Annotated in this window: 26 protein-coding genes; 10 read left to right on the forward strand and 16 right to left on the reverse strand. The window is 68.5% G+C overall.

What is annotated here, in order from left to right; genetic code table 11:
• Positions 1–34: 34 nt before the first annotated feature.
• The 16 genes from ACE5C1_RS02850 to ACE5C1_RS02925 all read right to left on the reverse strand — a co-directional run bounded on the left by ACE5C1_RS02850 (position 35) and on the right by ACE5C1_RS02925 (position 16162).
• Positions 35–403: an HK97 family phage prohead protease gene (locus ACE5C1_RS02850; protein ID WP_374942551.1), complete on the reverse strand. Its 369-nt coding sequence runs from the start codon at positions 401–403 to the stop codon at positions 35–37.
• Positions 400–705 (reverse strand): DUF6127 family protein, encoded by a 306-nt coding sequence (locus tag ACE5C1_RS02855; RefSeq protein WP_374942552.1) that lies wholly within the window; start codon positions 703–705, stop codon positions 400–402. Before ACE5C1_RS02855 ends, ACE5C1_RS02850 begins: the two co-directional genes overlap by 4 nt.
• On the reverse strand, positions 702–1808 hold the full coding sequence (locus ACE5C1_RS02860; protein ID WP_374942553.1) for a phage portal protein: 1107 nt from the start codon (positions 1806–1808) through the stop codon (positions 702–704). Before ACE5C1_RS02860 ends, ACE5C1_RS02855 begins: the two co-directional genes overlap by 4 nt.
• A gap of 42 nt (positions 1809–1850) precedes the next feature.
• Entirely contained in the window at positions 1851–2249 is a 399-nt protein-coding gene (locus ACE5C1_RS02865; RefSeq protein ID WP_374942554.1) for a DUF2335 domain-containing protein, read from the reverse strand.
• Positions 2250–2411: 162 nt separating this feature from the next.
• Positions 2412–2630 (reverse strand): hypothetical protein, encoded by a 219-nt coding sequence (locus tag ACE5C1_RS02870; protein ID WP_374942555.1) that lies wholly within the window; start codon positions 2628–2630, stop codon positions 2412–2414.
• Between the two features lie 95 nt (positions 2631–2725).
• Positions 2726–4051: a DNA-packaging protein gene (locus tag ACE5C1_RS02875; protein WP_374942556.1), complete on the reverse strand. Its 1326-nt coding sequence runs from the start codon at positions 4049–4051 to the stop codon at positions 2726–2728.
• On the reverse strand, positions 4048–4584 hold the full coding sequence (locus tag ACE5C1_RS02880; RefSeq protein ID WP_374942557.1) for a hypothetical protein: 537 nt from the start codon (positions 4582–4584) through the stop codon (positions 4048–4050). Before ACE5C1_RS02880 ends, ACE5C1_RS02875 begins: the two co-directional genes overlap by 4 nt.
• 544 nt (positions 4585–5128) lie before the next feature.
• On the reverse strand, positions 5129–6001 hold the full coding sequence (locus tag ACE5C1_RS02885; RefSeq protein ID WP_374942558.1) for a hypothetical protein: 873 nt from the start codon (positions 5999–6001) through the stop codon (positions 5129–5131).
• A 177-nt stretch (positions 6002–6178) separates the two neighbouring features.
• Positions 6179–7930: an allophanate hydrolase gene (gene atzF, locus ACE5C1_RS02890; RefSeq protein ID WP_374942559.1), complete on the reverse strand. Its 1752-nt coding sequence runs from the start codon at positions 7928–7930 to the stop codon at positions 6179–6181.
• Positions 7927–11523: an urea carboxylase gene (gene uca / locus ACE5C1_RS02895; RefSeq protein ID WP_374942560.1), complete on the reverse strand. Its 3597-nt coding sequence runs from the start codon at positions 11521–11523 to the stop codon at positions 7927–7929. The genes atzF and uca overlap by 4 nt, the downstream gene beginning before the upstream one ends.
• Positions 11520–12146, reverse strand: a complete 627-nt coding sequence (locus ACE5C1_RS02900; RefSeq protein WP_374942561.1) for an urea amidolyase associated protein UAAP2 — start codon at positions 12144–12146, stop codon at positions 11520–11522. Before ACE5C1_RS02900 ends, uca begins: the two co-directional genes overlap by 4 nt.
• 10 nt (positions 12147–12156) lie before the next feature.
• A complete protein-coding gene (locus ACE5C1_RS02905) occupies positions 12157–12975 on the reverse strand; it encodes an urea amidolyase associated protein UAAP1 (protein ID WP_374942562.1) in 819 nt (272 codons plus the stop codon).
• Positions 12972–13415, reverse strand: a complete 444-nt coding sequence (locus ACE5C1_RS02910; protein WP_374942563.1) for a CopG family ribbon-helix-helix protein — start codon at positions 13413–13415, stop codon at positions 12972–12974. The genes ACE5C1_RS02905 and ACE5C1_RS02910 overlap by 4 nt, the downstream gene beginning before the upstream one ends.
• A gap of 35 nt (positions 13416–13450) precedes the next feature.
• The gene (locus tag ACE5C1_RS02915) at positions 13451–14257 is read right to left on the reverse strand and encodes an ATP-binding cassette domain-containing protein (RefSeq protein ID WP_374942564.1); all 807 of its coding nucleotides are present in this window, start codon (positions 14255–14257) and stop codon (positions 13451–13453) included.
• Positions 14254–15069, reverse strand: coding sequence for an ABC transporter permease (locus ACE5C1_RS02920; RefSeq protein ID WP_374942565.1), 816 nt, complete (start codon positions 15067–15069; stop codon positions 14254–14256). The genes ACE5C1_RS02915 and ACE5C1_RS02920 overlap by 4 nt, the downstream gene beginning before the upstream one ends.
• Before the next feature lie 10 nt (positions 15070–15079).
• Complete coding sequence (locus ACE5C1_RS02925; RefSeq protein WP_374942566.1) at positions 15080–16162, reverse strand: putative urea ABC transporter substrate-binding protein; 1083 nt, start codon at positions 16160–16162, stop codon at positions 15080–15082.
• A gap of 209 nt (positions 16163–16371) precedes the next feature.
• Between ACE5C1_RS02925 and ACE5C1_RS02930 the strand changes: the two genes are divergently transcribed.
• From ACE5C1_RS02930 to ACE5C1_RS02975, 10 genes are all read left to right on the forward strand, one after another.
• On the forward strand, positions 16372–17964 hold the full coding sequence (locus ACE5C1_RS02930) for an ATP-binding protein (protein WP_374942567.1): 1593 nt from the start codon (positions 16372–16374) through the stop codon (positions 17962–17964).
• The gene (locus ACE5C1_RS02935) at positions 17954–18871 is read left to right on the forward strand and encodes a response regulator (RefSeq protein ID WP_374942568.1); all 918 of its coding nucleotides are present in this window, start codon (positions 17954–17956) and stop codon (positions 18869–18871) included. Before ACE5C1_RS02930 ends, ACE5C1_RS02935 begins: the two co-directional genes overlap by 11 nt.
• Positions 18868–20445 carry a sulfotransferase gene (locus tag ACE5C1_RS02940; RefSeq protein WP_374942569.1) on the forward strand — a complete coding sequence of 526 codons (1578 nt, stop codon included), beginning with the start codon at positions 18868–18870 and terminating at the stop codon, positions 20443–20445. The genes ACE5C1_RS02935 and ACE5C1_RS02940 overlap by 4 nt, the downstream gene beginning before the upstream one ends.
• 75 nt (positions 20446–20520) lie before the next feature.
• Positions 20521–20901, forward strand: a complete 381-nt coding sequence (locus ACE5C1_RS02945; RefSeq protein WP_374942570.1) for a hypothetical protein — start codon at positions 20521–20523, stop codon at positions 20899–20901.
• Between the two features lie 219 nt (positions 20902–21120).
• Positions 21121–21465: a UrcA family protein gene (locus ACE5C1_RS02950; RefSeq protein WP_374942571.1), complete on the forward strand. Its 345-nt coding sequence runs from the start codon at positions 21121–21123 to the stop codon at positions 21463–21465.
• 318 nt (positions 21466–21783) lie between these two features.
• Entirely contained in the window at positions 21784–22821 is a 1038-nt protein-coding gene (locus tag ACE5C1_RS02955; RefSeq protein ID WP_374942572.1) for a class I SAM-dependent methyltransferase, read from the forward strand.
• Between the two features lie 125 nt (positions 22822–22946).
• A complete protein-coding gene (locus ACE5C1_RS02960) occupies positions 22947–23471 on the forward strand; it encodes a GNAT family N-acetyltransferase (protein ID WP_374942573.1) in 525 nt (174 codons plus the stop codon).
• Entirely contained in the window at positions 23468–24220 is a 753-nt protein-coding gene (gene pgeF, locus ACE5C1_RS02965; protein ID WP_374942574.1) for a peptidoglycan editing factor PgeF, read from the forward strand. The genes ACE5C1_RS02960 and pgeF overlap by 4 nt, the downstream gene beginning before the upstream one ends.
• A 176-nt stretch (positions 24221–24396) precedes the next feature.
• Complete coding sequence (locus ACE5C1_RS02970) at positions 24397–25719, forward strand: cystathionine gamma-synthase family protein (protein ID WP_374942575.1); 1323 nt, start codon at positions 24397–24399, stop codon at positions 25717–25719.
• Complete coding sequence (locus tag ACE5C1_RS02975) at positions 25719–26237, forward strand: phosphoribosyltransferase (RefSeq protein WP_374942576.1); 519 nt, start codon at positions 25719–25721, stop codon at positions 26235–26237. Before ACE5C1_RS02970 ends, ACE5C1_RS02975 begins: the two co-directional genes overlap by 1 nt.

Consider the following 26237-nt stretch of genomic DNA (forward strand, 5'->3'; position numbering starts at 1 on the left):
GGTGGCGGGCCAGCCCCAGGCGAACCGCCCGAGACTACCCCTCCACCACCTCCACGCGCGCCAATCGTTGCATCGGCTGCGCCACCAGACTCACCTCGACCAACCCCACCCGCGTCAGCTCCCGGTGCACCCCCTGCCGCACCGCCTCGGGCCGATACCCCACCGACAACCCGGTCAGCGCGCCCGACCGCACCAGCGCCGCGACCCCCGCGTCCGCGATCTCCCCCGAAACCCGAAGCCCCCGCGCATCCTCGGCGACCGAGATCGCCCCCACCGCCGCCCCCCGGTGCTGCACCAGCAACGGCACGTCCCCCACCCCCGCAAAGGCTCCGGCCCGGAACACGTCCCCCGCCCGGTCCACCGCCCCGAACACCGCCGCATAGCCGGCGAACCGCAGCGTCACCGCACCAGCTCCGCAAACCCCAGCTTCACCGCCAGCGCCGCCAGCACCGCCGCGGACACCCACCCGAACACCGCCTTCCACGCGCCCTTCCACACCTGGCTCTTGGCATCGCGCCACGCCGCCAGCAGGTCGCGCAGCTCGCGCATGTCGCTCCCGGCGCGCGCGTCGGTCAGCCCCAGCCGCTCGAGCGCGCGCGTCGCCCCCACCTCCCCCGCCTCCTCCACGATCGCGCGCAAGGTGACGAGCGAGGCGCCCTCCTCCACCCCGCGCGCGATCAGCTGCGCCAGCACCGCGCCGCTCACGATCCGATCCCAACCATCGCCCGCTTCTCCTCTGCCGAAAGAAAGTCCGCACCCGTCACCGAAGCCCACAGCAGCGCGCGATCCTCGGCCAGCGCGGTCACCTGGTTCAGGTCGACCGCCAGCGCCGCCCCCTCGAACCACCCGTTCAGCCCTTGCGCGATGCCGGTCAGGATCGTCGACGCCAGCGGCAGGATCGCGAGCCGCCACAGCGCCCGGTTCGCCTCCTTGTAATTGGCGTAGGTCGCGTCGCCGGGCATGCCGAGCAGCATCGGCGGCACTCCGAACGCCAGCGCGATCTCGCGCGCCGCCGCGCCCCGCGTGCCCGCAAAGTCCATGTCGGCCGGGCTCAGCCCCAGCGCCTGCCACTTCAGCCCACCCTCCAGCAGCATCGGCCGCCCCGCGTTCGCCGCCCCCGAAAAGCTCGCATCCATCTCCGCGCGCAACCGCCCGAACTGCTCCGGGCTCAGCGTCGACCCATCGCCGGCATCGTAGACCAGCGCCCCCGAAGGCCGCGCCGCATTGTCGAGCAGCGCCTTGTTCCATTCGCCCGACGCAGTGTGGATCGCCACCGCGCCGGCCGCCGCGGCGAGGCACCCCAGCCCATAATGGTCGTCGACCGGGTTGAAGGAGCGCAGGTGCACCACCTCGGGCCGTGCCGCATCGCCGGCGAGCCGCGTCACCCGCTCGCCCACCTTGTAGCGGTACGCCGCGGGCCACCCGCCCGCATCGAGCTCGACGCTCACCCGCTCGGGGCGCAGCGCATACAGCTCGGCCACACCGCCTTCTGCGTCGCGCAGCACCTGGACGTAGGCATTGCCGTGCAGCAGCAGCTGCGCCGCCGCCACCTCGATCAGCATCTGCCCGCCCGATCGCGCCGTCGCCAGCGCGATCAGCCGGGGATGCGACGCCACCAGCGGCGCGCTCCCCAGCCCCTCCACCACCAGCCGCACCGCGCGCTGCACCACCGGATTGCGGCAATAGCCCTCGCGCACCTGCGTCTCGTAGCTCGGCGGCCACACGCTCCCCGAGCCGTACGTCGCCACCCCACGCGACAAAGCCGGCCGCGATTCCTCGCGCCCGGATTTCCACCCGAACAATTTCATGACGATGTCTCCTGATCGGACGGGCTACACCGGCCGGCTCGTCTATTCGGCCGCACCCTCGTCGGCGTCCGGCCTGTCTCGCTCACCGGCGAACGCGTCGATCGCACGCCCGCTCACGAATATTCCCACGATCCCGATCAATGTGCCGATCGCAACCTTGCCCGCCATCTCGCTGTTACCGAGATACGCGAGATAGGCTGCAAACATCAGGATCAGCATCGCCAGCAGCAGTGCATAATGCTGCCCACGCGATTTCAGTTTGTACTCGCGGTCCAGAAACTCGTCGGGAAGCGTATGGCGGCGCTCTTGCTCACGCTCCGCCATGCGGACGATGCGTTCGGCAAAACTTGGATCGACCGCGTTATACGCCGCCAGATCGCTCGCCTGCGGCAACGGTCCATGATGCATCGTAACCTGACTGATCGTCTCGCCGACGATCAAGCCGACCTGCGACACGTCTTCGGCGCCACCAGCGGCGTCAACCGCTCCACGATATCCTTGGCCACGTCCGTAATCGTGTCGTCGACATGCTCGACGGGGCGGTCGGCACGAGACTGTGACGGATCAGCCGAAGGCGAGACCGCACCAGGGCTCCGCGAGCCGTCAGGCAGCTTCGAAATCCCCGCGCTCATGCCGAAGAGCGCAGCGCAGGTCATCGCCCACCGCCTTCCAGTCTCCGGCCAGCGCATCCGCGGTGGACACCGCCTTTGGACGGCCCATATGATGGTCGAACGTCATGCTTCCCGCACCCGCGATGATCAACGTGGCGGCGCTCCGGTTACGGCGGCGACTGGAAAGGGTCATGGCGATCCTGGTCCTCATCTCGCAACGATAAATCGCGCGTCGTGTCGTGAGTGTCAACTCTCGGCCCGCCCGTCCTATCCACTTCGTACGTAAACGAAGGCTGAACGCCCCCCTCAAACCTTGCGCACCGACGCCTCCCCCTTGCGCCCGAACACCAGCTCGCTCACCGCCCACACCAAGGCATCCGCCCGGTCGGGCGATCGCCCCGGCCCCTCGTAGCCGCCGCCCGAGATCAGCCCGCACAGCTCGTCCTCCAGCGCGGGAAAGCGCCCGAGGTGCCGCACCAGGCCGCGTGGATAGAGCGCCGCCACCGGCTCGGCGCGCGCGCTCTTGCCGCGGCTGGCATGGACCTTGGCGACCGGCAACCTCCGGTCGATCGCCCACAGCACGCTGCGCACCATGTCGCCGCCCTGGTTGCTCTCGGCCACCACCTTGTCCGCCCGGTGCCGGTCGGCGCACGCCGCCACCGCGCGCGCCCATTGCTCAGGCGACGCCGCGGCGACGCTCGCATCCTCCAGCACGTACACGATTCCGTCGCCGTCGATCGCCGCCGCGACGATCCCGCACGCGTCCCCGCCCGCACTTGCCGGCGGATCGACGCCGACCACCACGCGCACGGCGTCGCAAACCGTATCGGTTCGGCACGCCTCGATGCCGTCGCGCGTCCACATCGCGCCGGCGACATCGTCGATCATCTCGCCGTCGAGCTCCTGCCGCCCCAGCCGCGTGCCCCCGTACTGCGCGTCCATGTCCCGAACGAAGGTCTGCGGCAGGTACGGATTGTCGCGCGTCGATCCCCTCGACTCCTTCAGCCCTTCCATCTTCAACACCCGCTGCATCAGCGCATTGGGCCTGGGCGTCGTCGTCACCACCACCCGCGCGCAATCGCCCGCGCGCAGGCCCAGCATCAAATTGTCCCACGCCGCCGCTCCGCCTTTGGCGCCGCGCTTCCACTTGGCCAGCTCGTCGCACCACGCCGCATGATGCTCGGGGCCGCGCAAGCTCTCGGGCGCATTGGCCGAATAGACCTGCGCGGTCGTGCCGTTCGCCCAGCGCACCTCGCCGCGCACCCGCGACAATGTCACCTCCTCGCCGGTCCGCGCCACCGCGATCAATCCGCTCGCCCCCTCCACCATCACCTTGACGGCATCGGCCGCGGTGTCGCCGACCAGCGCGATCCGCGCCTCGGCGTGGTCGCGCGCAAATTGCCACACCCATTCCGCGCCTGCGCGCGTCTTGCCGAAACCGCGGCCGGCGCGGATCAGCCACACTCGCCAGTCGCCGCCGGGATCGTATTGTCCGTCATGCGCCCAGGGCGTCCAGCGCGCCTCGAACTCGCGCCGCTGTTCGATGGGCAGGCTGTTGATGACGACGTGCCGCTTGTCCTCGGGCAGCGCGAGCAGTCGCGCCATCAGCGCGACGTCCTCCTCCCGGTTCATGCGGGCGTCTCGCCGGACGGCGCGGGCAGCAGCGCGACGGCGGTTCCTTCCGCGATCGCCCCATCCTGCACCCGCCCATCGTCCTGCCCCCGCTCCTTTTCCCCGATCGTCTCGCCCGCACGCTCCGCCGCCCGGCGCATTCCCGCCTCGACCACGCGCAGCTTCTTGAGGATCGACGCGTTGGTTTCTTCGCGGGTGGCGACCAGCGGCTTGCGCCCGCTCTTGAACGGCTTGCCCAGCATCGCGTTGCGATGGGTGGTCAGCAGGGTCAGTGCCAGGTCGATGTCGATCCCGCCGGTCCGGCCCACGTCGCCATCCGTGATCGTTCGCCTGCCGCCGCCCGACAGCGCGTGGCCGACCACCTGCGTTTCCAGCATCTCGTAACCGAGCGCCAGCGCCTCGCTCCACGCCGAGGCGAAGCCCCGGTCGCGGCGTAGCAGCCCATAGACGGTCGTCAGCTCGACCCCGATCGCCTCCGCGGCGCGCGACACGTGGCAGGTCGCCGCCAGGCAATCGAGGAACGCGTCCTTCATTTTCCTGGTCCAGCGGATGCCCCGCCGCCGGCCGCTGCGCATGACGCCGGCCCCAGCCCCGGTTTCAGCTCCAGCTCCAGCCGCAGCTTGCCTGTCAGCCTCAGCCGCCGCACCGTTCTCCAATATGGCCATGCCGCTCCCCCGTCCCCCAAAAGCAAAAGGGCCGGAAAAGCGCCCCCGCGCCCCGGCCCCGACTCACACTTTCTCAACGTTCCTGTTATGTACTCAAACAGCGTCGCGCTGTCAAGCAAAAAGAACCGGAACGGTTCGCTCTGTTAATTATTGCTGGGGGCGGCGGGAGCAGTGGACGGGATCACGAACACGCGCGGCAACGCGACGCGGAACGGGCCGATCTCCTGCTAGGCGGCGTGATCGGTCGGCGACTCACCTATGAAACGGCTAATCGCGGGGCCTAAGCGCCATGCCAAAGAAGAAGCACACGGATACACAGGCAGAGCAGAGCGCGCGTTTTCGCGCCGGGATCGAGCGCATGATCAACGCTGGCGAACTAAGCCCCACCGAGGCCGATAAAGCATTTGATAACCTAACTAATCGTCTGCTCGGCAAGGCGAGTAGCAAGATGACGCATGAACGAGCGAACGCTATCGAAAATTGCGGTCGCGCGTTCCTGGTCGTAGTGATCCTTGCCATGCTGGGCATGGTTCCGCCAAGCATTCTTCAATACACGGAAATGGGTTGAGGCTTCGGCGTACCATTGTTCATCCGCAGCCCCATATTCAGCTTTGGTCCTACGCTTGATCGCAGCATCAATCTGATCAAGTTTGCCGTTCCAACTTCCTTTGATCACGTCAACTCCGACCGCCTGTTCAAGCACGTCAAGGCCGACTTCAAGTGCGCGCATCATGTGCATTACGCAAGCCGTCCAGCGGGCGACTGCACGGCACTTGCCCGCTTCTTCAATGTCATAGATTGCAGACGGGAACGCTGCCTCTACTTCTTCACCGAATAAGGAGATTTGTTGCTCGTAAAAAACCTGATCAGCGCGAGACAAAGAGAGTAAAAACTTACCTCGTAACTCTGATCCGACGCGGCTTCTTAGTTGAAGGGTCCAAGTTGCCAGCTTGGAGGTGTTTAGAGCAGACCACTCCTTTATGATCATCCCCTTAAACACTCGGCCGTTGTCTTGTACCTCATCACGTAAGATGCCGGCGATTATCTCGGCACATTCAAGAGACATAGTACAGTCAAGCGCCCTGAGTTCACGTCCTGCCGCCTCCGCGTGGCGCAGAAGCTCACGATGATTATCGGTAGGAACACCTAAGCAGTTACCCAATTTGGTTTGGTCGTCGCATGCCATTTCAAAAACGCTGAAAGCGCCCAACGCACGGAATAGCTCACTGGCGTTGAAATGGTGCATGAGGTCCCACAGGCTGAGGGTTCGCAGTTGAGCCAACATGATACTATCTCCCTTTTGGGTACGTCAAATATAATGACGTCCTTGCGGGGGAGGATCGCTACACTTGATCAAGACAGACACCAGCTTCGGACCGCCGACGTTTACCTGCCGTCGGCCAGGAAGACGAGGCCAGGCTCGTCCCTGCCACGTCCCGTCCCGTTGCTTTGGACGGCACCCCTATCGCGCTACATACGCGCGCCAGCCGCCCAGAGCCGTGATGTCCTCCGCCCCGGCCAGCGCACGGGGTTCGGCAACGAAGCCCTTGACTTGACTGCCGTCTGCCAAGGTCACGGTGCCGATGGCGAGCGGCGGCGGGACATCGGCCACGAAACTTCCGAACGCCGCCATATCGAGTTCGTAGATTTCCAGGGCGATGGCGGCACCGTCGGGGCTATGCACCAGTGCCGGTTTGGGCGGCACGCTATCCGCCATGGCGTAGAGGCGATAGGTCGGCGCCGTCGTCGTCGCGCCGACGAAGCGCGCATCGCGCGATGTCAGCTGCCAGTGCAGCGGCATGTCCTTCAGGTGCGCACCCACCACCGCCAGCTTCACGCTCTCCATCCGTCCCTCCAGGTCAAGCGGCGGCGGCAGCGCCGGCGCGGGAAACAATGCGGTCGCGGCATCGATCAGCGCGCGATCGGTGCCGGCCGGTCCCATCAGGGTGACACCGAAGCCGACCCCGCTCGCATAGATACCGGTCGGCACCGCGATCGCCGCCATGTCGAGAAGATTCACGAAATTGGTATAGGCACCCAGTGTCGCGTTGAGCGCGATCGGCGCGGCCAGCATCTCGCGCACGCGGTAGCTGGTCGGCGCCGTCGGCAGGACGATCAGATCGACGTCTGCCCACATCCGTTCTGCGGCGCGTGCGAGTTCGGCGAGGTGGTAATTGCCCCGGAACGCGTCGACCGCGGTATAGCAACGGCCCTGTTCGACGATCTCCCGGACGACGGGATGCACCGCATCGGCATCGCGTTCGAGCAACGGCTGTAGCGCGGCGGTCCGCTCGGCGATCCACGGCCCGTCGTAGAGAAGCCGTGCCGCCGCATTGAGCGGCGCCAGGTCGATTTCGACGAGCTCGGCGTCGATGCCGGCGAGAGCCTGCCGGTACAGGAATGCGGATTCGGTATCGCCGAACCAGCGGCATTGGTCGGCGGGGGGCACGCCGATCCTGCGCCGTCCGCGGGGCGCGTCGGCGAGCGCGCGTGACAGGGCGTCCTCCGAATCGAAACCGGCGGCGACGGCATCGACCAGCGCCGCCTCGTCCGCGGTGCTCGCGAACACGGTGATGCAGTCGAGCGTCCGGCAGGCGGGCACCAGGCCGCGGCTGCTCCAGCGGCCGCGCGTGGGCTTGAATCCGACAAGGTGGTTGAATGCGGCCGGCACGCGGCCCGATCCGGCGGTGTCGGTGCCGAGCGCGAAGGCGACCAGGCCGGCCGCCACCGCGATCGCCGATCCGGAGCTCGAACCACCGCTGATCCAGTCGCGATTATGGGCGTTGCGCGGGATGCCGTACGGGCTGCGCGTCCCGTTGAGGCCGGTCGCGAACTGGTCGAGGTTGGTCTTTCCGACCGGGATCGCGCCTGCGGCGACAAGCCGTTCGACAATTGTCGCCGACCGGTGCGGCCGATAGGCGAAGGCGGGGCAGCCTGCCGTGGTATCCAGCCCTGCGACGTCGATGTTGTCCTTCACCGCGAACGGCACGCCGGCAAGCGCCAGCGCCTCGCCTGCGGCGACTCGCGCGTCGACCTGCGCAGCGGCGGCGCGCAGCGCATCGGCATCGTGGCGTGATATCCATACCGCGGACTGCACCGGATCGTACGCCGCCAGCCGCTCGATCACGTCCGCGATCACCGCGGCGGCGGTGCGGCGTCCCGACCGGACGTCGCGCGCGATGCCGTCGATCGAGAGCCGGTCGAGCGCGATCATGCGGGCATCAGTGCCAGCACCGGTGCGCCCGGCGTGACGGTCTGCTGCTCGGCGACATACAGCGCCGCGACCGTGCCGGCGGCCGGGCTGAGCACCGGGAATTCCATCTTCATCGCTTCCAGCACCGCGATCGTCTCGCCGGCCTCGATCGGGTCGCCGACGCCCTTCAGCAATTTCCACACATTGCCGCCGAACGGTGCCTCGACCAGTTCCGCGCCGTCGGGAACCGTCACCGCGTCGCTCGACACGTCGCCATCGGCGCCCGCCAGGTCGGCCACACGGTCGAACTCTCCGCGCCGTTCCCACTCGGCGCGCTCGTCGGCGAAGGCGGCGTTGCGGCGCGCTTCGAAGGCGGCGATCGACGCCTCGTTCTCGGCGAGGAAGGCGCGATAATCGGCGAGCCGGAACTCCGCGTCCTCGATCCGGATATCGCGCCGCCCCAGCGGGAAGTCGCGGCGCCATTCGGTCAGCTCCTCATGGCTGACCGGGAAGAAGCGGATCTGGTCGAAGAAGCGCAGCAGCCACGGCTTGCCGTCCGCAAAGGCGCCGGTCTGGCGGTACGTGTTCCAGACCTGGATGGTGCGGCCGAACAATTGGTAACCGCCGGGCCCCTCCATGCCATAGATGCACATATAGGCGCCGCCGATGCCGACGACGTTGGGCGGCGTCCACGTCCGCGCCGGGTTGTACTTGGTCGTGACGAGGCGATGCCGCGGGTCGATCGGCGTCGCCACCGGCGCCCCGAGATAGACGTCGCCCAATCCGTAGACGAGGTAACTGGCATCGAAGACGATCCGGTGAACGTCGTCGGCGCTCTCGAGACCGTTGGCGCGGCGGATGAATTCGATATTGTCCGGGCACCACGGCGCATCGTCGCGCACGACGCGCATGTAGCGGTCGATCGTCTCGCGGATCGCCGGATCGTTCCAGCTCAGCGGCAGGTGGACGATGCGCGAGGGGATGACGAAATCGTTGAGGTCGCCGAGGGTCTCCTCGATCGCGCTCAGCCGCGCGATCAGCGCCGCCTCCTTCAGGCGCACGCCGTCGATATGCACCTGGAACGACCGGATGCCGGGAACGATGTCGAGGATGCCGGGCAGCGCCAGCGCCGCCAGCGCGGTGGTCGCGGCATGGACGCGCAGGCGCAGCTCGAGATCGAGCGTGATCGGCCCGTATTCGACCAGCAGGTTGCGGTCGCCTTGCCGCCGGAACAGCACGCGCGGGCGAAGCCCGTCGGCGGGCATGTCGGCGAGGATGGCGTCGTGCCCGCCCGACGCCGTGCCGACGGGTGCGGCGGGGCGATGCTCGATCCAGGCTTCCTCCGCCTGGCTCGCCGCATCCGCCTGGGCAAGGCCGACCTGTTCGAAGCGGACCCGGTCGCCCGGCGCCAGTTGCCCGACCTTCCACAGATCCGCCGCGATGACGACGAACGGGCAGACGAACCCGCCGAGCGACGGGCCGTCGGGGCCCAGGATGATCGGCATGTCGCCGGTGAAATCGAGCGCCCCGATCGCATAGGGATTGTCGTGGATGTTGGATGGGTGCAGCCCCGCCTCGCCGCCGTCCTTGCGTGCCCAGCGCGGCTTGGGACCGACGAGCCGCACGCCGGTGCGGTTGCTGTTATAATGGATGCGCCATTCCGCCGACAGGATCGCGTCGACGTCCTCGGGCGCAAAGAAGTCGGGTGCGCCGTGCGGGCCGTACAGCACGCGGATCGTCCAGTCGGGACCGAGTGGTGGCTGTTCGATCACGCGCGGGCCGGGGATCGCCGCGGGCGCGTGCGACGTCAGGTGCAGCGTGTCGCCGACCCGCAGGCGCCGCCCGCCATGGCCGCCGAACTCGCCGAGATCGAACGTGCTCGCGCTGCCCAGATAGGTCGGCACGTCCAGTCCGCCCGCGAACAGGATATACCCGCGCATGCCCCCGCCACCGACCCGGCCTAGCGCCAGCACCTGGCCCTCGGCGACCGCGACGGGCTTGTCGCGCGGCACCGGCTTGCCGTCGAGCGTTGCCGAGAAGTCGGCGCCGGTCAGGCACAGGCGGGCGGCTGCGTTGAACTGCAAGGTCGGGCCGGTCGCGGTCACCTCCAGCCCCGGCGCATCCGAATCGTTGCCGAGCAGCACGTTGCCCAGCCGGAACGCGCGCGCGTCCATCGGCCCCGACGGCGGCACGCCGATATCCCACAGGCCGACGCGACCGGGATAATCCTGCACCGTCGTCGCCGTGCCCGCCGCCCGGACGACGATGCTGCGCGGGCGATGGACCACCGTGTCGAGCGAGCGCGTCGAGACGTTGCCGCTGGTGAAGTCGTCGCTGCGCGTCACGTCGCGCAGCCAGCGCACGTTGGTTTCGATGCCCGCGAACCGCGTGCGGTCCAGCGCGGCCTGCATCGCCGCCACCGCCGCCGCGCGGTCCTCGGCATGGACGATCAGCTTGGCCAGCATCGGATCGTAGAAGGACGACACCGCCGATCCCGATTCCACCCAAGTCTCGACGCGGACGTCGTCGGGAAAGGCGACCTGGGTCAGCGTGCCCGCCGCCGGGCGGAAATCGACCGCCGGATCCTCGGCATACAGGCGTGCCTGGATCGACCAGCCGCGCGGCGCGGGGACGGGCCGGTCGAGGAAGGCGAAATCGCCGCCCGCGCCGCGCACCATCCATTCGACCAGATCGACGCCCGTCACCGCTTCGGTGACGCCATGCTCGACCTGCAACCGCGTGTTGACCTCGAGGAAGAACCAGTCCTGCCGCGCTGGATCGTACAGGAACTCGACCGTTCCCGCCGAGCGGTAGCGCGCCGCCTCGCCCAGCCGCACCGCAGCCGCGATCAGCGCCGCACGGATCGGTGCCGGCAGGTGCGGCGCGGGGGCCTCCTCGATCACCTTCTGGTTGCGCCGCTGGAGCGAGCAATCGCGTTCGCCGAGCGCGACGACGCGGCCCTGTCCATCGCCGAAGATCTGCACCTCGACATGGCGCGCGCGCGGCACGAAGCGTTCCAGGAACAGCCCGGCGTCGCCGAAATTGCCCGCGCCCAGCCGCGCGACCGCGGCATAGCCGTCGCGCACCGCCTGTTCGTCGGCGCAGACGCGCATGCCGATGCCGCCGCCGCCCGCGGTCGCCTTTAGCATCACCGGATAACCGATCCGCCCCGCCGCCTCGATCGCGGCGCCGACGTCGGCCAGCAACCCCGTGCCCGGCGCGAGCGGCACGTCCTGCGCCGCCGCCAGGGCGCGCGCGCTGTGCTTCAGGCCGAACGCGCGGATGCTGTCCGCGGTCGGCCCGATGAAGGCGACGCCCGCCGCCTCGCAGCGGTCCGCGAACCCCGCGTTTTCCGACAGGAAGCCATAGCCGGGATGGATGGCATCCGCGCCCGTCTCGCGCGCCGCCGCAAGGATGCGCGCGATGTCGAGATAGCTGTCCGCTGCCGGCCCGGCGCCGATCCGCACCGCCACGTCCGCCTCGGCGACGTGGCGCGACGCCTCGTCCGCGTCGGAAAAGACCGCGACCGAACGAACCCCCATCCGCCGCAGCGTCCGGATGATCCGGCAGGCGATCGCACCGCGATTGGCGATCAGGACGGTCTGTATGCTCACGCCGTCACGATCATGCGGACGGGCGTGGGGGTGAAGCCGTTGCAGGGATTGTTGATCTGCGGGCAGTTCGACACGACCACGGTCACGTCCATCTCGGCGCGGACGTCCACCGTCAATCCGGGTGCCGAGATGCCGTCGACGATCCCCAGGGCACCGTCCGGCTCGACCGGAACGTTCATGAAGAAATTGATGTTCGACACGATGTCGCGCTTGCCGCGCCCGTCGCTCAGATTGGCCTGGAGGAAATTGTCGACGCAGGCATGCTGCGCCTTGGTGTGCATGCCGTAACGCAGCGTATTGGATTCGCACGAACAGGCGCCGCCGATCGTGTCGTGATACTCGACCGAGGTCGCGACGATCGTCATCATCGCGCGCCCTTCGTTCGATCGCAGCACGCTGCCGGCGCGCAGGAAGATGTTCCGCTGCGCCGCGATCGTATCCTGCGCGCTGTAGCGTTCGGCATCGTCGTCCGTCGCATAGAGCAGGAAATCGACCGCCTGATTGCCTTCCAGATCGACGATCCGCAGCGTCTGTCCGGCCTTCAGCCGATGCAGCCACGGCGCGCGTGCGGGCACGATCGCATCGTGGACGACCGCTCCGTTCGGGTCCTGCATAGGGGACATGATCTCCATTTCAGCGGCGGTACAGATCGTCGGTGTTGAGGAAGGCGCGCTGGCGCTCGGGCGTCGCGTTGCGGATCGGATCGTCGGTTCGGGTGACCGGCCCACGCCACGCGGTCGCGCGCAGCGGCGTGACGCTCCACGGCCGCGGGTCCAGGACGTGCGGGCAGTTGGCGAGGACGACGATCGCATCCATCTCCGCGCGCAGCACCACCGCGCGCGCCGGCGCGAACGGGCCGATCTGCGCCGCGACGCCGCCGTCGGCACCGATCCGCACGCCCTTGAACAGGTTGATGCACGGATGGACGTCGCGCCGCCCCAGGCCATGTTTCGCGGCGCCGAGCAACAGCCGGTCGCGCGCGTTGGGGGAATCGCCCGCGTTGCCGCCATCGCCGTACCGCAGCGCATTCGACGCCGCGTTGGAGGCGCCGCAGAACGCGTCGTGCGTGCCCGCCTCGTCGGCCTCGATGCTCATCATCGCGCGGCCCATGTCGGACAGCAGCAGGCTGCCGACGCCCAAATAGGCGTTCCACTGCACCTTCACCGTGTCGGCGACGTTGAGACGCTCGGTCGGCATCGCCGCGTTGAACAGCAACAACGACGCGCAGGCATCGCCCTTCAGGTCGATCAACCGCAACCGCGCGCCGCGACGCAGGACGCGGGTCGCATAGCCGCCCGCGGCGATCGTCTCTTCCCACACCAGGTCGTCCGGCGCGATGCCGTCCGGCAGATCGTCGGCGCGCGGCGGCAGGATCGGCATGGCCTCGACGACGGTGCCGCCCATGGCGCGGGCATGCGCGCGCGCGGCGTCGGGATCTGCAAGCGTGCTCATGCCGCTTTCCCTGCGGTTTGCGGCCATGCCTCGTCCTGCTCGTGGAGCGGCGGAAGCAGTGCGGTGGTGGTGAACAGGCGCAGCTGCTGGACGCCGCGCACCTTGCGCAACGCGTCGCACAGGTCGCGCAGCCGCCGGGCCGGTCCCTGCACCAGCAGCACCTCCAGCGATTGGTCGTCCTCCAGGAACACGTGCTGCGAGGAAATGACTTCCTTCAGATACTCGCCCTGCGTCTGGGCAAGCTGGTGGCGCACACGGCCCAGCTCGGCGCGGTAGACCAGCGTGATCGTCCCGGCGAGCATGTCCTCGGGTCGCAATGCGGCGCCATGCTCCGCCAGTTCGTCGCGGATCAGTTCGGAAATCAGCTGCGAGCGGGAGGGCAGGCCGCGGTCGTCCACCATGGCATCGAGCTGGCGAAAGAGTTCGGCGGGCAGGCTCATGCTGAGCCGGGCGAGGCTAGAGGGAGCGGTTTCCTTCACGATGCAGCCCGTGTTCCAGTTATTACCGGTTTTGTCAAACGTAATACTTCTGGCGATGCCTCGCTGGCCACCGCGCGGGTTTTGCGGGTCAGGGGCAGGTCGTAGGTGGCGGTCGCGCCGAACCGGTGCGGTGCGTGCGGATCGACCCGGCGCTTGTCGAATGCCAGCACGCGGGTGCCCAGGCCAAAGGCCTCGCCGATGTCGTGCGTGACCATCAGGACGGTCAGCGCATGTTCGTCCCACAGGCGCAGGATCAGGCGGTGCATGTCCTGCCGGATGCCCGGATCGAGCGCGCCGAACGGCTCGTCGAGCAGCAGCACGCGCGGCCGCGCCATCAGCGCCTGCGCGATGGCCAGGCGTTGCTGCATGCCGCCCGACAATTGCGCGGGGTACAGGTCCAGCGCATCGCTCAGCCCGACCTCGCTCAGCATCGCGGCGGCGGCATCGGCGGCGTCGCGACGGGCACGGCCGAACAGGCGCGCGCTGAACGGTGCCTTTGCGCATTCCGCCCCGAACATCACGTTGCGCAGCGCGGTCAGGTGCGGGAACACCGAATAGCGCTGGAACACCACGCCCCGGTCGGGGCCGCATTCCGCAGGGAGCACCTTGCCGTCCAGCATGATGCGGCCGCGGGTCGGTGCCTCCTGGCCCAGGGCAAGGCGCAGGAAGCTGCTCTTGCCCGCGCCCGACGGGCCGACGATCGATACGAAGCTGCGCTCGGCGATGTCGATGTCGACGCGCTCCAGCACGATCTTGTCGCCATATTCGAGCCAGACGTTGCGAAAGGACAGGATGTCGCTCATCGGCCGGCCTGGTGCGCCCAGGCGAACGCGCGTCGGCTGAGCTGGGCCAGCGCGATGTCCGCCACGATCGCGAGGAAGGATATCCAGGCGACATAGGGGATGATGATGTCCATCGACAGGTAGCGGCGGACCAGGAATATCCGGTATCCCAGCCCGACGTCGGATGCGATCGCTTCTGCGGAGATCAGATAGACCCATGCCGGCCCCAGCGACAGCCGCAGCCCGGCAAGCAATCGGGGCAAGGCCTGGGGCAGTGCGACGCGCAGCGCGAGTTGCCAGCTGCTGGCGCCCAGCGTCTGCGCCTTGATCAGCTGTTCCTGCGGAATGGCGGCGACGTGATCGGCGAGATCGCGGATCAGGAAGGGGGCGACGCCGACGACGATCAGCGCGATCTTCGCGGTGTCGCCGAGCCCGAACACGATGAACAGCACCGGCAGCAGAGCGATCGGCGGGATCACCGCGATCGTCGTCACCAGCCCGCCGAAGGTCGCGCGTGCGGCGGGCAGCACGCCGAGCACCAGCCCGATCAGCAGCGCCGACAGCGCGCAGATGCCGAGCGCGATGCCGAGGCGCTGCAGGCTGGCGAGCGTGTCCGCCCAGAAGAGCAGGCGCCCGGTCAGCGGATCGGCCTCGGCGAGCAGACCATGCATCGCGGCGATCATCGCGCCGAAGGTCGGCAGCACCTTGTCCGACGGGTTGGCCGCATGATGCGCCGCCGACACCGACACGTACACCAGGAGCACCAGCCCCAGCGGCAGCGCGCCGAGCAGGAACGCGGTGCCCCGGCGCGGCCGGGCGTTTACCCAGCGCATGGCAGCCCCCTCAAAGCTTGCCTGCCGCGGCCAGCTCCATGAACGTCGGGTCGAAGCGCAGCTTGACGTTGTTGGTGTCGCCCAGCGTCTTGCCGGGCAAGCCGATGCCGATCGCGTCGGCCGACTTCGCACCCTGCCCGAACAGCCCCTTGGAGAAGCTGAAATCGCGGACCTTGGTCATCGTGCTGCCGAGCGCGGGGGACTTCATCGCGGCCACGGCATCCTGCGGCGTGCCGTAGAGGCGCGTGGTCGATAGCTGCGCGTCGAACGACCGGGGCGTGGAGCCCGCCATCTTCGCCATCGCCGCGCGTGCCGCCACGCCGCCGGCGTCCCGACGCTGCATCAGCGCGATCGTCTCGTACCAGATGCCCGCCAGCGCCTTGCCGAGGTTGGGGTTCGCCTTCAGCGTCGCGGTGTCGACCGCGAGAAGGTCGAGGATCTCCGCGGGGATCTGGCGCGAATCGAACGCCACCGTCGCGCCCGGCAGTTTTGCCACTTCGCCCAGCTGCGGGTTCCAGGTGACGACCGCGGTCGCGGCGGGGCTCGCAAAGGCGCCGACGATGTCCGCATCCGACGTGTTCACCGTCTTCACATCGGACAGTTTGAGCCCGACCGACGACAGCCCGCGCGCCAGCAGGTAGTGCGACACCGACAGCTCGACCAAATAGACGGTGCGGCCCTTGATGTCGGACAGGCTCTTGGCGTTCTTCAGGACGACGCCATCGTTGCCGTTCGAATAATCGCCCAGGATGATCGCGCTGGTGTCCTTGCCGCCGGCGGCTGGGATGGTGAGCGCGTCCATGTTGGTCAGGGTGACGCCGTCGAGCTTGCCGGCGTTGAACTGGTTGACCGATTCGACATAGTCGTTGACCTGCACGAGGTTGATCTTGACCCCGTATTTATCGGCCCACTTCTTCACGATGCCGGCCTGCTGCGCATAGGGCCACGGCATCCACCCGGCATAGATCGACCAGCCGATATTGAATTCGGTTCGCTTGGCCTGCCCGGCACCGCCGCCATCGCTGCACGAACTGGTCACCATCATCGCGACCGCCGCGATCGCCAGTCGCGTTTTCGACACCCAGCTCGCCATGTTCGACCCCCTGTTGCGCAGCGCGGAAAGCGCGAGTTCTATAGCCGCCGGACCTGCTTACGATATTACGTTTGCTCAATCCAGTAATACGACATATAAACTGAGGCCATGGCATCTGTCACCTCGCTTCATGATGCTGCAATGCGTCATTCGACCACTGTCGCGGGCCAATCGATGGTGTCTCGGCGCCGGTCTCGCGGGCCCCGTTCATGCGCGCGCCGCCGATCGCCGGGGCGCGAGCAACGATGACGCACGGGGCGGCGGACATCCTCGGGGCGATCTGCGCGGGACTGGCGCTGGTCGCCGCCTTCGCCTTCGCCCGACTGTTCCGCAACGCCCGCCACGCCCGCGATGACGCTCGTCGCCAGGCGGGCCGCCTGCAGCAGGAGATCGACGCCCATCGCCGCACCGAAGCCGAGCTCACCCGCGCAAAGGATGCAGCGGAGGCGGCCAATCTGGCCAAGACCCGCTACCTCGTCGCGGTGAGCCACGAGATCCGGTCCCCGCTCAATGCGATCTTCGGCTATGCGCAGTTGCTCGAGCGTGGCGACGCGATCCCGCCGGCCGAAGCGGGTGGCGTGATCCGGCGCTCGGCCGAACACCTCACCAACCTGGTCGAGGGATTGCTGGACATCTCGCGCGTCGAAAGCGGCGTGTTGCAGGTGCGGCAGGACATCGTTCGCCTGCCCGCGCTGTTCGATCATGTCGTCGCGATGTTCCGCATGCAGGCGGAAGCGAAAGGGCTGTCGCTCGACTATGTCGTCGAGGGGCGGCTTCCCGCCTTTGTCCGCACCGACGAGAAGCGGTTGCGCCAGATCCTGATCAACCTGCTGTCCAACGCGATCAAATACACGCACACCGGCGGTGCGACGCTGAGCGTCCGCTACCGCAGCCAGACCGCGACGGTCGAGGTGCGCGACACCGGCATCGGCATCGCGCGCGAAGACCTGGAGCGCATCTTCGAGCCGTTCGAGCGCGGCAGCGCGCCCGATGCGGCGATGCAGCCGGGGATCGGCCTGGGTCTCGCGATCACCCGCATGCTGACCCGCATCCTCGGCGGCGAGGTCACCGTCACCAGCGAGACGGGACAGGGCAGCCGCTTCGTGTTGCGCATGATGCTGCCCGAGCCGATCGCCGCGCCGGCCGGCGCGCCGACCGATGCGCGCGTCACCGGCTATCGCGGGTCGCGCAGGACCGTCCTGGTGATCGACGACGATCCGGCGCAGGTCACGATCGTGAACCACCTGCTCCGCCCGCTCGACTTCGCCATGTTCGAGGCCAGCGGCGGCCCGGAGGGGCTGGCGCTTGCCGAAGGTTGCGCGCCCGATCTCGTCCTGCTCGACATCCAGATGCCGGGCTGCAACGGCTGGGCGGTCGCGGCGCAGCTGCGCGAGCGGTTCGGCCGCGCCATCCGGATCGTCATGGTGTCCGCCGACGCGCATGAATTCCGCGCCGGACAGGACGGGCACAGCCTGCACGACGCGTTCCTGACCAAGCCCTTCGATCTCACCGCGCTGCTCGACGCGGTCGCCCGTCAGCTCGGCCTCGACTGGATCCTGGCCGAGGACACGCCGCGCGGGGCCCCCGCATCGCGGCCCGCGGTTTTGCCGGCCGCGGCGATGCCCTATGTCGACAACATCCGCCGATTCACCGAATTGGGCCATGTCCGTGCCATCGAATCCGTCTTGAGCGAACTGGAGGCCGACGTTCCCGACAGCGCCGCCCTGGTCGCCGCGCTGCGGCCGCTCCTCGACGCCTTCGATCTGCGCGCGTTGGCACGGACGCTCGACGATGCGGCCTAGCGGCGCCGGCGCCACGATCCTGGCGGTCGACGACACGCCCGAATCGCTGCGCTTCCTCACCGCGACCCTCGAACAGGCGGGAATAACCGTGCTCATCGCGGGCGACGGGCTCGCCGCGCTCGACCTGCTCGAACATGTCACGCCCGATCTCATCCTGATGGACGCGGTCATGCCCGGGCTCGACGGCTTCGCCACGACCCGGCGGATCAAGCAGGACGGCCGCTTCCGCCACGTCCCCGTCATCTTCATGACCGGGCTTACGGAGACCGAGCATGTCGTGCGCGGGCTGGAGGCCGGCGCGGTCGATTACGTGCACAAGCCGATCGTCGTCGACGAGCTGCTCGCCCGCGTCTCGGTCCACCTTGCCAACGCGCGCATCTCGCAAAGCAGCAAGCTGGCGCTCGACACCGCCGGCCGGCCGTCCTTCGCGGTTGACGATGCGGGCCGGACGAGCTGGCTGACGCCGCTGGCCGCCGTCACGATCGAGCGGCTGTTTCCCGGCTGGACCCCGCGCGATGTCGGCCTGCCCGATGAACTCGCCGCGACGATCCGCCGCTTGCAGGACCCGCACGTTCCCGCCGGCGCACTGGCCTCGCTCCAGATCGGCGACACCGTTGTCCAGTGCACGATGCTTCGCCAGACCAGCCCAAGCGAATGGCTCCTCCGCCTGACGGAGAAGCGCGAAGGCGACGCCGAACGCCTCCTCGCCGAACGCCATGGCCTCACCCCGCGCGAAGCGGAGGTGCTGGTGTGGATCAGCCGCGGCAAGCAGAATCGCGAGATCAGCGAAATTCTGCACATCAGCCCGCGCACCGTGAACAAGCATCTGGAGCAGGTTTTCCAGAAGATGGGTGTTGAAAATCGCGCCTCGGCAACCGCGATCGCGGTGGCGACGCTGGCGCAATGACGACGGACCGCCCCTCCGCCGCTGCGGCTGCACGCGCCGCCCTCGCGCGCGGCGATCTCGCCGGCGCGGCGCGGCTGGCGGCGATCCGCATGTCCGAACCCTCCGGCGCGGCCGAGGGGCGTTTCCTGCTCGGCATCGTCGAGGCGGAACACGGCCGCGTCCGGCCCGCGATTGAGCGGATCGAACAGGCGGTCGCCATCGCCCCCGTCGGCGAACATCGCGCACAGCTCGCCCGGCTCTACATGCTCGTCCGGCGAGAAGGCGATGCCGCCGCGATGCTGCACGCCGCCGAGGACGATCCGCCGCAGGACGCGCTGTCGCGCGATACGATGGGATGCGTCTACGCCCGGCTGGGCCATCACGATGCTGCGCTGCCGCATTTCGCCGTCGCGGTCGATCTCGCGCCCGGCAACGACCAGTTCCTCTACAACAAGGCAGCAACGCTCAGCTTCCTCGGCCGGGCCGACGATGCGGAGGCGGTGCTGGAGACGGTCATCGCGCGCGCCCCCGACGATGCCCGCGCGCATCATCTGCTTGCCGGGCTCCGCAAGCAGACCGCCACCCGCAACCACGTCGCTCGCCTGCAAGCCGCGCACGACCGTGCCGGCGCCGACGGTGACCGGCTGTTGACCGGCTATGCCCTCGCCAAGGAACTGGAGGACCTCGGGCGCGGTGAGGAGGCCCTCGCTCGCCTGACGATCGTCAACACCGCGCACCGCGACGTGCTGGAATACGATTTCGCCCGCGATGCGGCGATCTTTGCCGCCGTTCGGGAGGCTTGGCCGGCGATGGCGCAGGCGCCGATCGGCGATCGGTCGCCAGAGGCGCCGATCCTGGTCATCGGCATGCCGCGGACCGGCACCACGCTGGTCGATCGCATTCTCGCATCGCATCCGGACATCGAGAGCGTCGGAGAGCTTCAGGCGCTGCCGCTCGCGGTCAAGGCGGCGTCCGGCACCCGCAGCCGCAATGTGCTCGATCCGGAGACGATCCGCGCCGTCGCCGGTGCCGATTTCGCCGCGATCGGCCAGGACTATCTGTCCCGCGCCGGGCATTATCGGCGGATGCCGGACCGGCGCCTGGTCGAGAAATTTCCGGGCAACTTCCTTTACGCCGGCATCGCGGCGCGCGCGCTGCCGAATGCGGTGCTGGTCTGCCTGCGCCGCAACCCGATGGACACGGTGCTCGCCAATTTCCGCAACCTCTTCGCGATCGGCTCGCGCTATTACGACTATAGCTACGACCTGCTCGACATCGCAGCCTATTATGCCGAATTCGATCGGCTCATGGCGTTCTGGCATCGCGCGCTGCCCGGCCGCATCCTCGAAGTGCGCTACGAGGCGCTGGTGGCGGATCAGGCGGGGGAGACGCGGCGCTTGCTGGCGCATTGCGGCCTCGACTGGTACGACGGCTGCCTCGATTTCCACACCAACACCAACGCGGTGTCCACGCCGAGCGCCGCGCAGGTGCGTCGCCCGATCTATACCGATTCGGTGGCGCGCTGGCGGCAGCATGCGCCGGCGCTCGAACCCGTCGCCGCCTTCTTCGCCGAACGCGATATCACCATCGACTGACGCTCGGGTTACCCCGGAGCGGCTACGTCGAATGCCTCATGGTCCGCAATGTCGTTGCCCGTCATCCAGACTGGCATGATGGCATCCTTCACCCGGCTCGCACTCGTCGCCTGGCTCGCCGTTGGGGCGACCACCGCCTCGGCAAAACCGCTGGCCACCGCCCGGCTCGTATCGTGCGACGCGGGGGATTGCCTGCTGATCCGTGGCCACCGTGCCTCGCCAGCTTCGCGCATTCGGATCAACGACCGGACCGTCGCGACCTTCGGCGGTCGCGCCTGGTCGGTGCGCGTGCCGGTCTCGACGCTCCGCGGTTGGTCCGCCCCCTTCGCTCGCAGCATCGCTGTGGCCGTGGTCGGCGTGGCGGACAGGGTCGAGGACAGCGGAGCCGTCCGCCTGCCCGTCGGCCTGCTCGGCCACGACGTCGAACTGGCTTTGCTGGTAGTACGCGCGCGATGATCCGTAATAAAGTTCGTAGTTCAACCGGAGAAAAGACGATCTAAGTGAAGTAGAAACTCAAGCAGAGGATTCTGCTGCACCGCAAAAAGACTGCGCAGGATCTATGTCGCGTGCGGTTTTGCTGCTTGTTGCGGTCCGAGTGGTTGCGCGTCGACCATCCTGCGACTATATCACCGGAGCGCCGCACGAAGAGGCGGACCTTGGCTGCAGGAGAGTGTGATGAAGATGGTTTTTGCGGCGGTTGCCGCGCTTTCGCTTGGCTCCGCGGCGCTTGCCAATGACGGTGTCGGTTCGGCCGCCGTCGACAGCCCGTTCGGCAAGCCGTCGACCGCCCTGACGTTGCAGGGCGTCGATCTCGCCACCGCAGACGGGCAGCAGCGCCTTGCCATCCGCGTCGATCAGGCCGCCCGCACGGTTTGCGGCGACAACCTTGCCACGATCCACGCCGATCTGGAAAGCCGCGCCCGCGATTGTCGCGCGGACGTCGCCGAACAAGTCCGCACCCAGATCGAAACGCGGACCGCACAAACGAACGGACCGGTCCTGGTCGCTTCGCTCCGCTAGGGCGGAGCGACATTTAATACCTCCTCCCCTGAAGGAGGAGGAGGTATTTGCGGCTGATGCGCTGAATGTCGACTCAACCTAGACCAACCGCAAAGTCGCACCTCGGCCTCGTGGCGCTCGCCTCAGTCAAGCTGGGGTGTTGATGATTGTCCACGCGACCCGATCCGCCCCGAGCTTGTCTCGGGCAGGAAGGACCGCTCCGCGATCGCCGTGTGGTGGAGGGGACGCGCCCGCACTTCAGTCGCCTGGATCCGGCCCCTCCACCAGCTTCGCCGGTCCCCCTCCCCGAGCAAGCTCGGAGAGGTTAAGAGGGTAAGGATGACCCTTCCCCCCCTCGCCGACCGCCTCGCCCGCGCAATCACCATGGCCGGACCGATGCCTGTGTCGCAGTTCATGGCCGCCGCGAACGCGCACTATTACGCCACCCGCGACCCGCTGGGGACGGCAGGCGATTTCATCACGTCCCCCGAGATCAGCCAGATGTTCGGCGAGCTCATCGGCCTGTGGTGCGCCGACCTTTGGGACCGCGCAGGCCGTCCCGACACGGCCTGGGTCGAGCTAGGCCCCGGCCGTGGCACGCTCGCCGCCGACGCGCGCCGCGCGATGGCAAAGGCGGGGTTCACGCCCGCGGTCCATTTGGTCGAGACCAGTCCCATCCTGCGCCAGGCGCAAGGCGAGCGCGTGGCGGACGCGACCTGGCACGATTCGGTCCACACCCTCCCGCAAGACAGCGCATTGATCGTCGTCGCCAACGAATTCTTCGACGCGCTGCCAATCCGCCAGCTGGTCCGCGGCGCGCAATGGCGCGAGCGGCTGGTCGCTTGCCAGGACACCCTCTTCCTGCCGATCGCCGGCCCCCCGATCCCCGACGACGTGATCCCCACCCCGCTCCGCGACGCCCCGGCGGGCGCGGTGCTCGAAGTGTCGCCCGCCTCGGTCGCGGCGATGCGGACGCTCGCTGATCGCGTGGCGAAGCAAGGCGGTGCCTGCCTCGTCGTCGACTATGGCCACGAAGGCCCGCGCCTCGGCGAAACCCTGCAGGCGGTACGCGGCCACGCCTTTGCCAATCCGTTCGAGACGCCGGGCGAGGTCGACCTGTCCGCCCACGTCGACTTCACCACGCTCGCCGCCGCCGCCCAGGCCTCGGGCGCGGTCGCCTGGGGGCCGGTCGAGCAAGGCGCGCTGCTCACCGCGCTCGGCATCGACGCGCGCGTCGCCGCGCTGTTCAAGGCCGCACCCGAGCGCGGCGAGCAACTCGCGCAGGACCGCGAGCGGCTGGTCGCCGGCATGGGAACCCTCTTCAAGGCGCTGGCTGTCACCGCACCCGCCTGGCCGCACCCCGCGGGTTTTGCCTGAAAGCGGGCGGCGCTGACCCCCTTCTCGTCATCCCGGACTTGACCCGGGGTCCCGCTTCTTCTTCTGCCCCGGGGCAACACGCGGTACTTCGGTTCGAGGCCGGGCAACGAAAGAGGACGGCCAATTTGCAGAACCCGATCACCTACCGCGACGCCCGCCCCGCCGACGGCCCCCTCCTGGACGCCATGGCCCGCCGGATCTGGGTCGAGACCTTCCAGCACAGCTGCTCCGCCGGGGACATGGCGCTCTACCTCGACGGTGCCTACGGCTCTCGCGGAACGCTGCTGCGCGACCTGGCCGACCACGCGCACCGCTTTCACCTCGCGCTCGCAGGCGAGGCCATCGCCGCCTACGCCAAGCTCTCGCCGCTCTGGCTCGACGAAGCGATCGTCGGCGCGCACGCGGTCCAGCTGAGCCAACTCTACGTCGCCACCCCCTGGCACGGCGCGGGCATTGCGCAGGCGCTGATGGCCTGGGTGATCGACACCGCGCGTCGGGCGGACGCGGCCTCGCTCGTCCTGACCGTCTGGGAGGAGAACGCCCGCGCCAGGCGCTTTTACGAACGCTACGGCTTCGTCCAGGTCGGCGATTACGCATTCCAGACGGGCAGGCAGGTCGACCGCGACCTCATCATGCGTCTCGCCCTGTGAACGTGGCGACGATCCGCTCACCCGCGCTCGAAGGCGTGGCGCACGCCTTCCTCGGCCGCCGCGGCGGCGTGTCGACGGGCGCGATGGCGGGGCTCAACGTCGGCCTCGGGTCGGACGACGATCCCGCCGCCGTCGCGGAGAACCGCGCCCGTGCGCTTGCCGCGGTGCTGCCGGGCGGGTGCCTCGTCACCGGCTACCAGGTCCATTCGGCCGACGTCGTCACGATCGCGACCGCGCCCGACGCGCGCCCCCGTGGCGACGCGCTCGTCACCGCCCGCCCGGGGCTCGCGCTCGGCATCCTCACCGCCGATTGCGCGCCCGTCCTCTTCGCCGATCGCGCTGCGGGGGTAGTCGGCGCAGCCCACGCCGGTTGGAAGGGCGCACTGGCAGGGGTCACCGACGCGACCGTCGCCGCGATGGAGGCGCTCGGCGCGGATCGCACCCGCATCGTCGCCGCGATCGGCCCGTGCATCGCACGCGCCAGCTACGAGGTCGACGACGCCTTCCTGCGCCGCTTTGCGGACGCCGACCCGGAAAACGAGCGCTTTTTCGCCCCCGCTCGCGATGGCCATCACCGCTTCGACCTCGAAGCCTACGTCACGCAGCGCCTCGCCGCCGCAGGAGTCCGCCGCGTCGATGCGCTCGGACTCGACACCTATGCCGACGACACCCGCTTCTACAGCTATCGCCGCGCCACCCACCGCGGCGAGCCCCAGTACGGCCGCCAGATCGCGATCATCGGCCTTTGACGACGGGGCTGTCCTACACGCTCGGGTGAGCGTAGCTTTACGCTCGCATAGTGTGTGCCAACGCCTTCTCGCGTCGTCACGACCGTTGCCGAACGGTGTAATAAAGTTTCAGGTACGAGTAACGGAATTGCCGAACGGGCGTGCAATGTGTGAAGCGTCGCCGATTGGAGACTGACATGAACGACACCCCTGACCAGACCGAATCGGACTTGAGCGGCGGCGCGCCGCAGCCCCGGGCGACCACGCCCAAGACGATCGCCGGGCGCACGCTGAAACCCTCGACGATGATGATGGGCCACGGCTACGACCCGGCGCTGTCCGAGGGATCGCTGAAGCCACCCATCTTCCTGACCTCGACCTTCGTGTTTCCCAACGCCGCCGCGGGCAAGCGGCATTTCGAGGGCGTCACCGGCAAGCGCCCCGGCGGTTCGGAGGGCCTCGTCTATTCGCGCTTCAACGGACCGAACCAGGAAATCCTCGAGGACCGGCTCGGCGTCTGGGAAGGCGCTGAGGATGCGCTCGCTTTCTCCAGCGGCATGTCGGCGATCGCCACCCTGTTCCTGGCGATGGTCAAGCCCGGCGACACGATCGTCCATTCCGGCCCGCTCTACGCCGCGACCGAGACGCTGATCGCGCGCGTGCTCGGCAAGTTCGGGGTCAAGTGGCTCGACTTTCCGGCAGGCGCCACCCGCCAGGAGATCGACGCGGTGATGACCGAAGCGGCGACCGGCACCGTCGCGCTGATCTACCTCGAATCGCCCGCCAACCCGACCAACGCGCTGGTCGACGTAGAGGCCGTCGCCGCCAGCCGCGATGCGATCTTTACCGGTCAGAAGCCGCCGATCGCGATCGACAACACCTTCCTGGGGCCGATCTGGCACCGCCCGCTCGATCACGGCGCAGACATCGTGGTCTATTCGCTGACCAAATACGCGGGCGGCCATTCCGACCTCGTCGCGGGCGGCGTGCTCGGGTCGAAGGCGCACATCGACACCATCCGCTCGATGCGCAACACGATCGGCACGATCACCGATCCCAACACCGCGTGGATGCTGCTGCGGTCGCTGGAGACGCTGGAGCTTCGCATGAGCCGGGCGGGCGAGAACGCGGTCAAGGTGTGCGAGTATCTGCGCGATCATCCCAAGGTCGAGCGCGTCGGCTATCTCGGCTTCCTCGCCGACGAGCCCGGCATGGAGCGGCAGGCCGATATCTACCGCCGCCATTGCCTCGGCGCGGGATCGACCTTCTCGCTGTTCCTCAACGGAGGCGAGAAGGAGTCGTTCGCCTTTCTCGACGCGCTGGTCATCGCCAAGCTCGCGGTCAGCCTCGGCGGCACCGAGACGCTGGCGAGCCACCCGGCGTCGATGACGCACCTCTCGGTCGCCGACGCGCGCAAGCAGGCGCTCGGCATCACCGACAATCTGGTCCGAATTTCGATCGGGGTCGAGGACGCCGACGACCTGATCGCGGACTTCGAACAGGCGCTGGCGGCGATCTGATGCCGGTCTTCGCCATCGTCCCCCACGACGACTTCGTCGCCGACATCCGCACGCTGGCGGCGGCGCTTGCGAGCGACGGCGACTGGCAGCCGGCGTTCCTGATCGGCATCGGTCGCGGCGGGCTGGTGCCGGCGGTGTTCCTCAGCCACGCGACCGGCCTGCCGACGCTCAGCTGCGACTTGTCTGCACAGGTCAAGGACTTCGCCGACGACGTCCTCGTCCGGCTGGCGGCGCGGACGCAGGCGGGCGAGCGGCTGCTGTTCGTCGACGACATCAACGATTCGGGCCGGACAATCGGCATGCTCCGCGACACGCTGGCCGAAGCGGGCGCGGTCGATGGCGCGATCCGCTTCGCGACACTGATCGACAACGTCAGCTCGGCGCAGCGCGTCGATTACGCAGCGCGGGCGATCGACCGTCGCGAGACAAAGGACTGGTTCGTCTTCCCCTGGGAAGCGGTCGCCCCCGCCGACGCCATCGCCGAGGATGCCGCAGAGATGCCCGAACGGATCGCCTGA

The sequence above is a fragment of the Sphingomonas sp. genome (assembly GCF_964263785.1).
Lineage (GTDB): Bacteria > Pseudomonadota > Alphaproteobacteria > Sphingomonadales > Sphingomonadaceae > Sphingomonas.

Bases quoted from the DNA above. Each gene is read 5' to 3' on its own strand.
- ACE5C1_RS02905 (WP_374942562.1), bottom strand. From the start codon at position 12,975: ATGAGCACGCTTGCAGATCCCGACGCCGCGCGCGCGCATGCCCGCGCC.
- ACE5C1_RS02975 (WP_374942576.1), top strand. From the start codon at position 25,719: ATGCCGGTCTTCGCCATCGTCCCCCACGACGACTTCGTCGCCGACATC.
- ACE5C1_RS02900 (WP_374942561.1), bottom strand. From the start codon at position 12,146: ATGTCCCCTATGCAGGACCCGAACGGAGCGGTCGTCCACGATGCGATC.
- ACE5C1_RS02915 (WP_374942564.1), bottom strand. From the start codon at position 14,257: ATGAGCGACATCCTGTCCTTTCGCAACGTCTGGCTCGAATATGGCGAC.
- ACE5C1_RS02950 (WP_374942571.1), top strand. From the start codon at position 21,121: ATGAAGATGGTTTTTGCGGCGGTTGCCGCGCTTTCGCTTGGCTCCGCG.
- ACE5C1_RS02920 (WP_374942565.1), bottom strand. From the start codon at position 15,069: ATGCGCTGGGTAAACGCCCGGCCGCGCCGGGGCACCGCGTTCCTGCTC.
- atzF (WP_374942559.1), bottom strand. From the start codon at position 7,930: ATGATCGCGCTCGACCGGCTCTCGATCGACGGCATCGCGCGCGACGTC.
- ACE5C1_RS02925 (WP_374942566.1), bottom strand. From the start codon at position 16,162: ATGGCGAGCTGGGTGTCGAAAACGCGACTGGCGATCGCGGCGGTCGCG.
- ACE5C1_RS02970 (WP_374942575.1), top strand. From the start codon at position 24,397: ATGAACGACACCCCTGACCAGACCGAATCGGACTTGAGCGGCGGCGCG.
- ACE5C1_RS02875 (WP_374942556.1), bottom strand. From the start codon at position 4,051: ATGAACCGGGAGGAGGACGTCGCGCTGATGGCGCGACTGCTCGCGCTG.
- ACE5C1_RS02945 (WP_374942570.1), top strand. From the start codon at position 20,521: ATGATGGCATCCTTCACCCGGCTCGCACTCGTCGCCTGGCTCGCCGTT.
- ACE5C1_RS02910 (WP_374942563.1), bottom strand. From the start codon at position 13,415: ATGAGCCTGCCCGCCGAACTCTTTCGCCAGCTCGATGCCATGGTGGAC.
- ACE5C1_RS02885 (WP_374942558.1), bottom strand. From the start codon at position 6,001: ATGTTGGCTCAACTGCGAACCCTCAGCCTGTGGGACCTCATGCACCAT.
- ACE5C1_RS02860 (WP_374942553.1), bottom strand. From the start codon at position 1,808: ATGAAATTGTTCGGGTGGAAATCCGGGCGCGAGGAATCGCGGCCGGCT.
- ACE5C1_RS02880 (WP_374942557.1), bottom strand. From the start codon at position 4,584: ATGAAGGACGCGTTCCTCGATTGCCTGGCGGCGACCTGCCACGTGTCG.
- ACE5C1_RS02940 (WP_374942569.1), top strand. From the start codon at position 18,868: ATGACGACGGACCGCCCCTCCGCCGCTGCGGCTGCACGCGCCGCCCTC.
- ACE5C1_RS02935 (WP_374942568.1), top strand. From the start codon at position 17,954: ATGCGGCCTAGCGGCGCCGGCGCCACGATCCTGGCGGTCGACGACACG.
- ACE5C1_RS02930 (WP_374942567.1), top strand. From the start codon at position 16,372: ATGCGCGCGCCGCCGATCGCCGGGGCGCGAGCAACGATGACGCACGGG.
- ACE5C1_RS02955 (WP_374942572.1), top strand. From the start codon at position 21,784: ATGACCCTTCCCCCCCTCGCCGACCGCCTCGCCCGCGCAATCACCATG.
- ACE5C1_RS02870 (WP_374942555.1), bottom strand. From the start codon at position 2,630: ATGAGGACCAGGATCGCCATGACCCTTTCCAGTCGCCGCCGTAACCGG.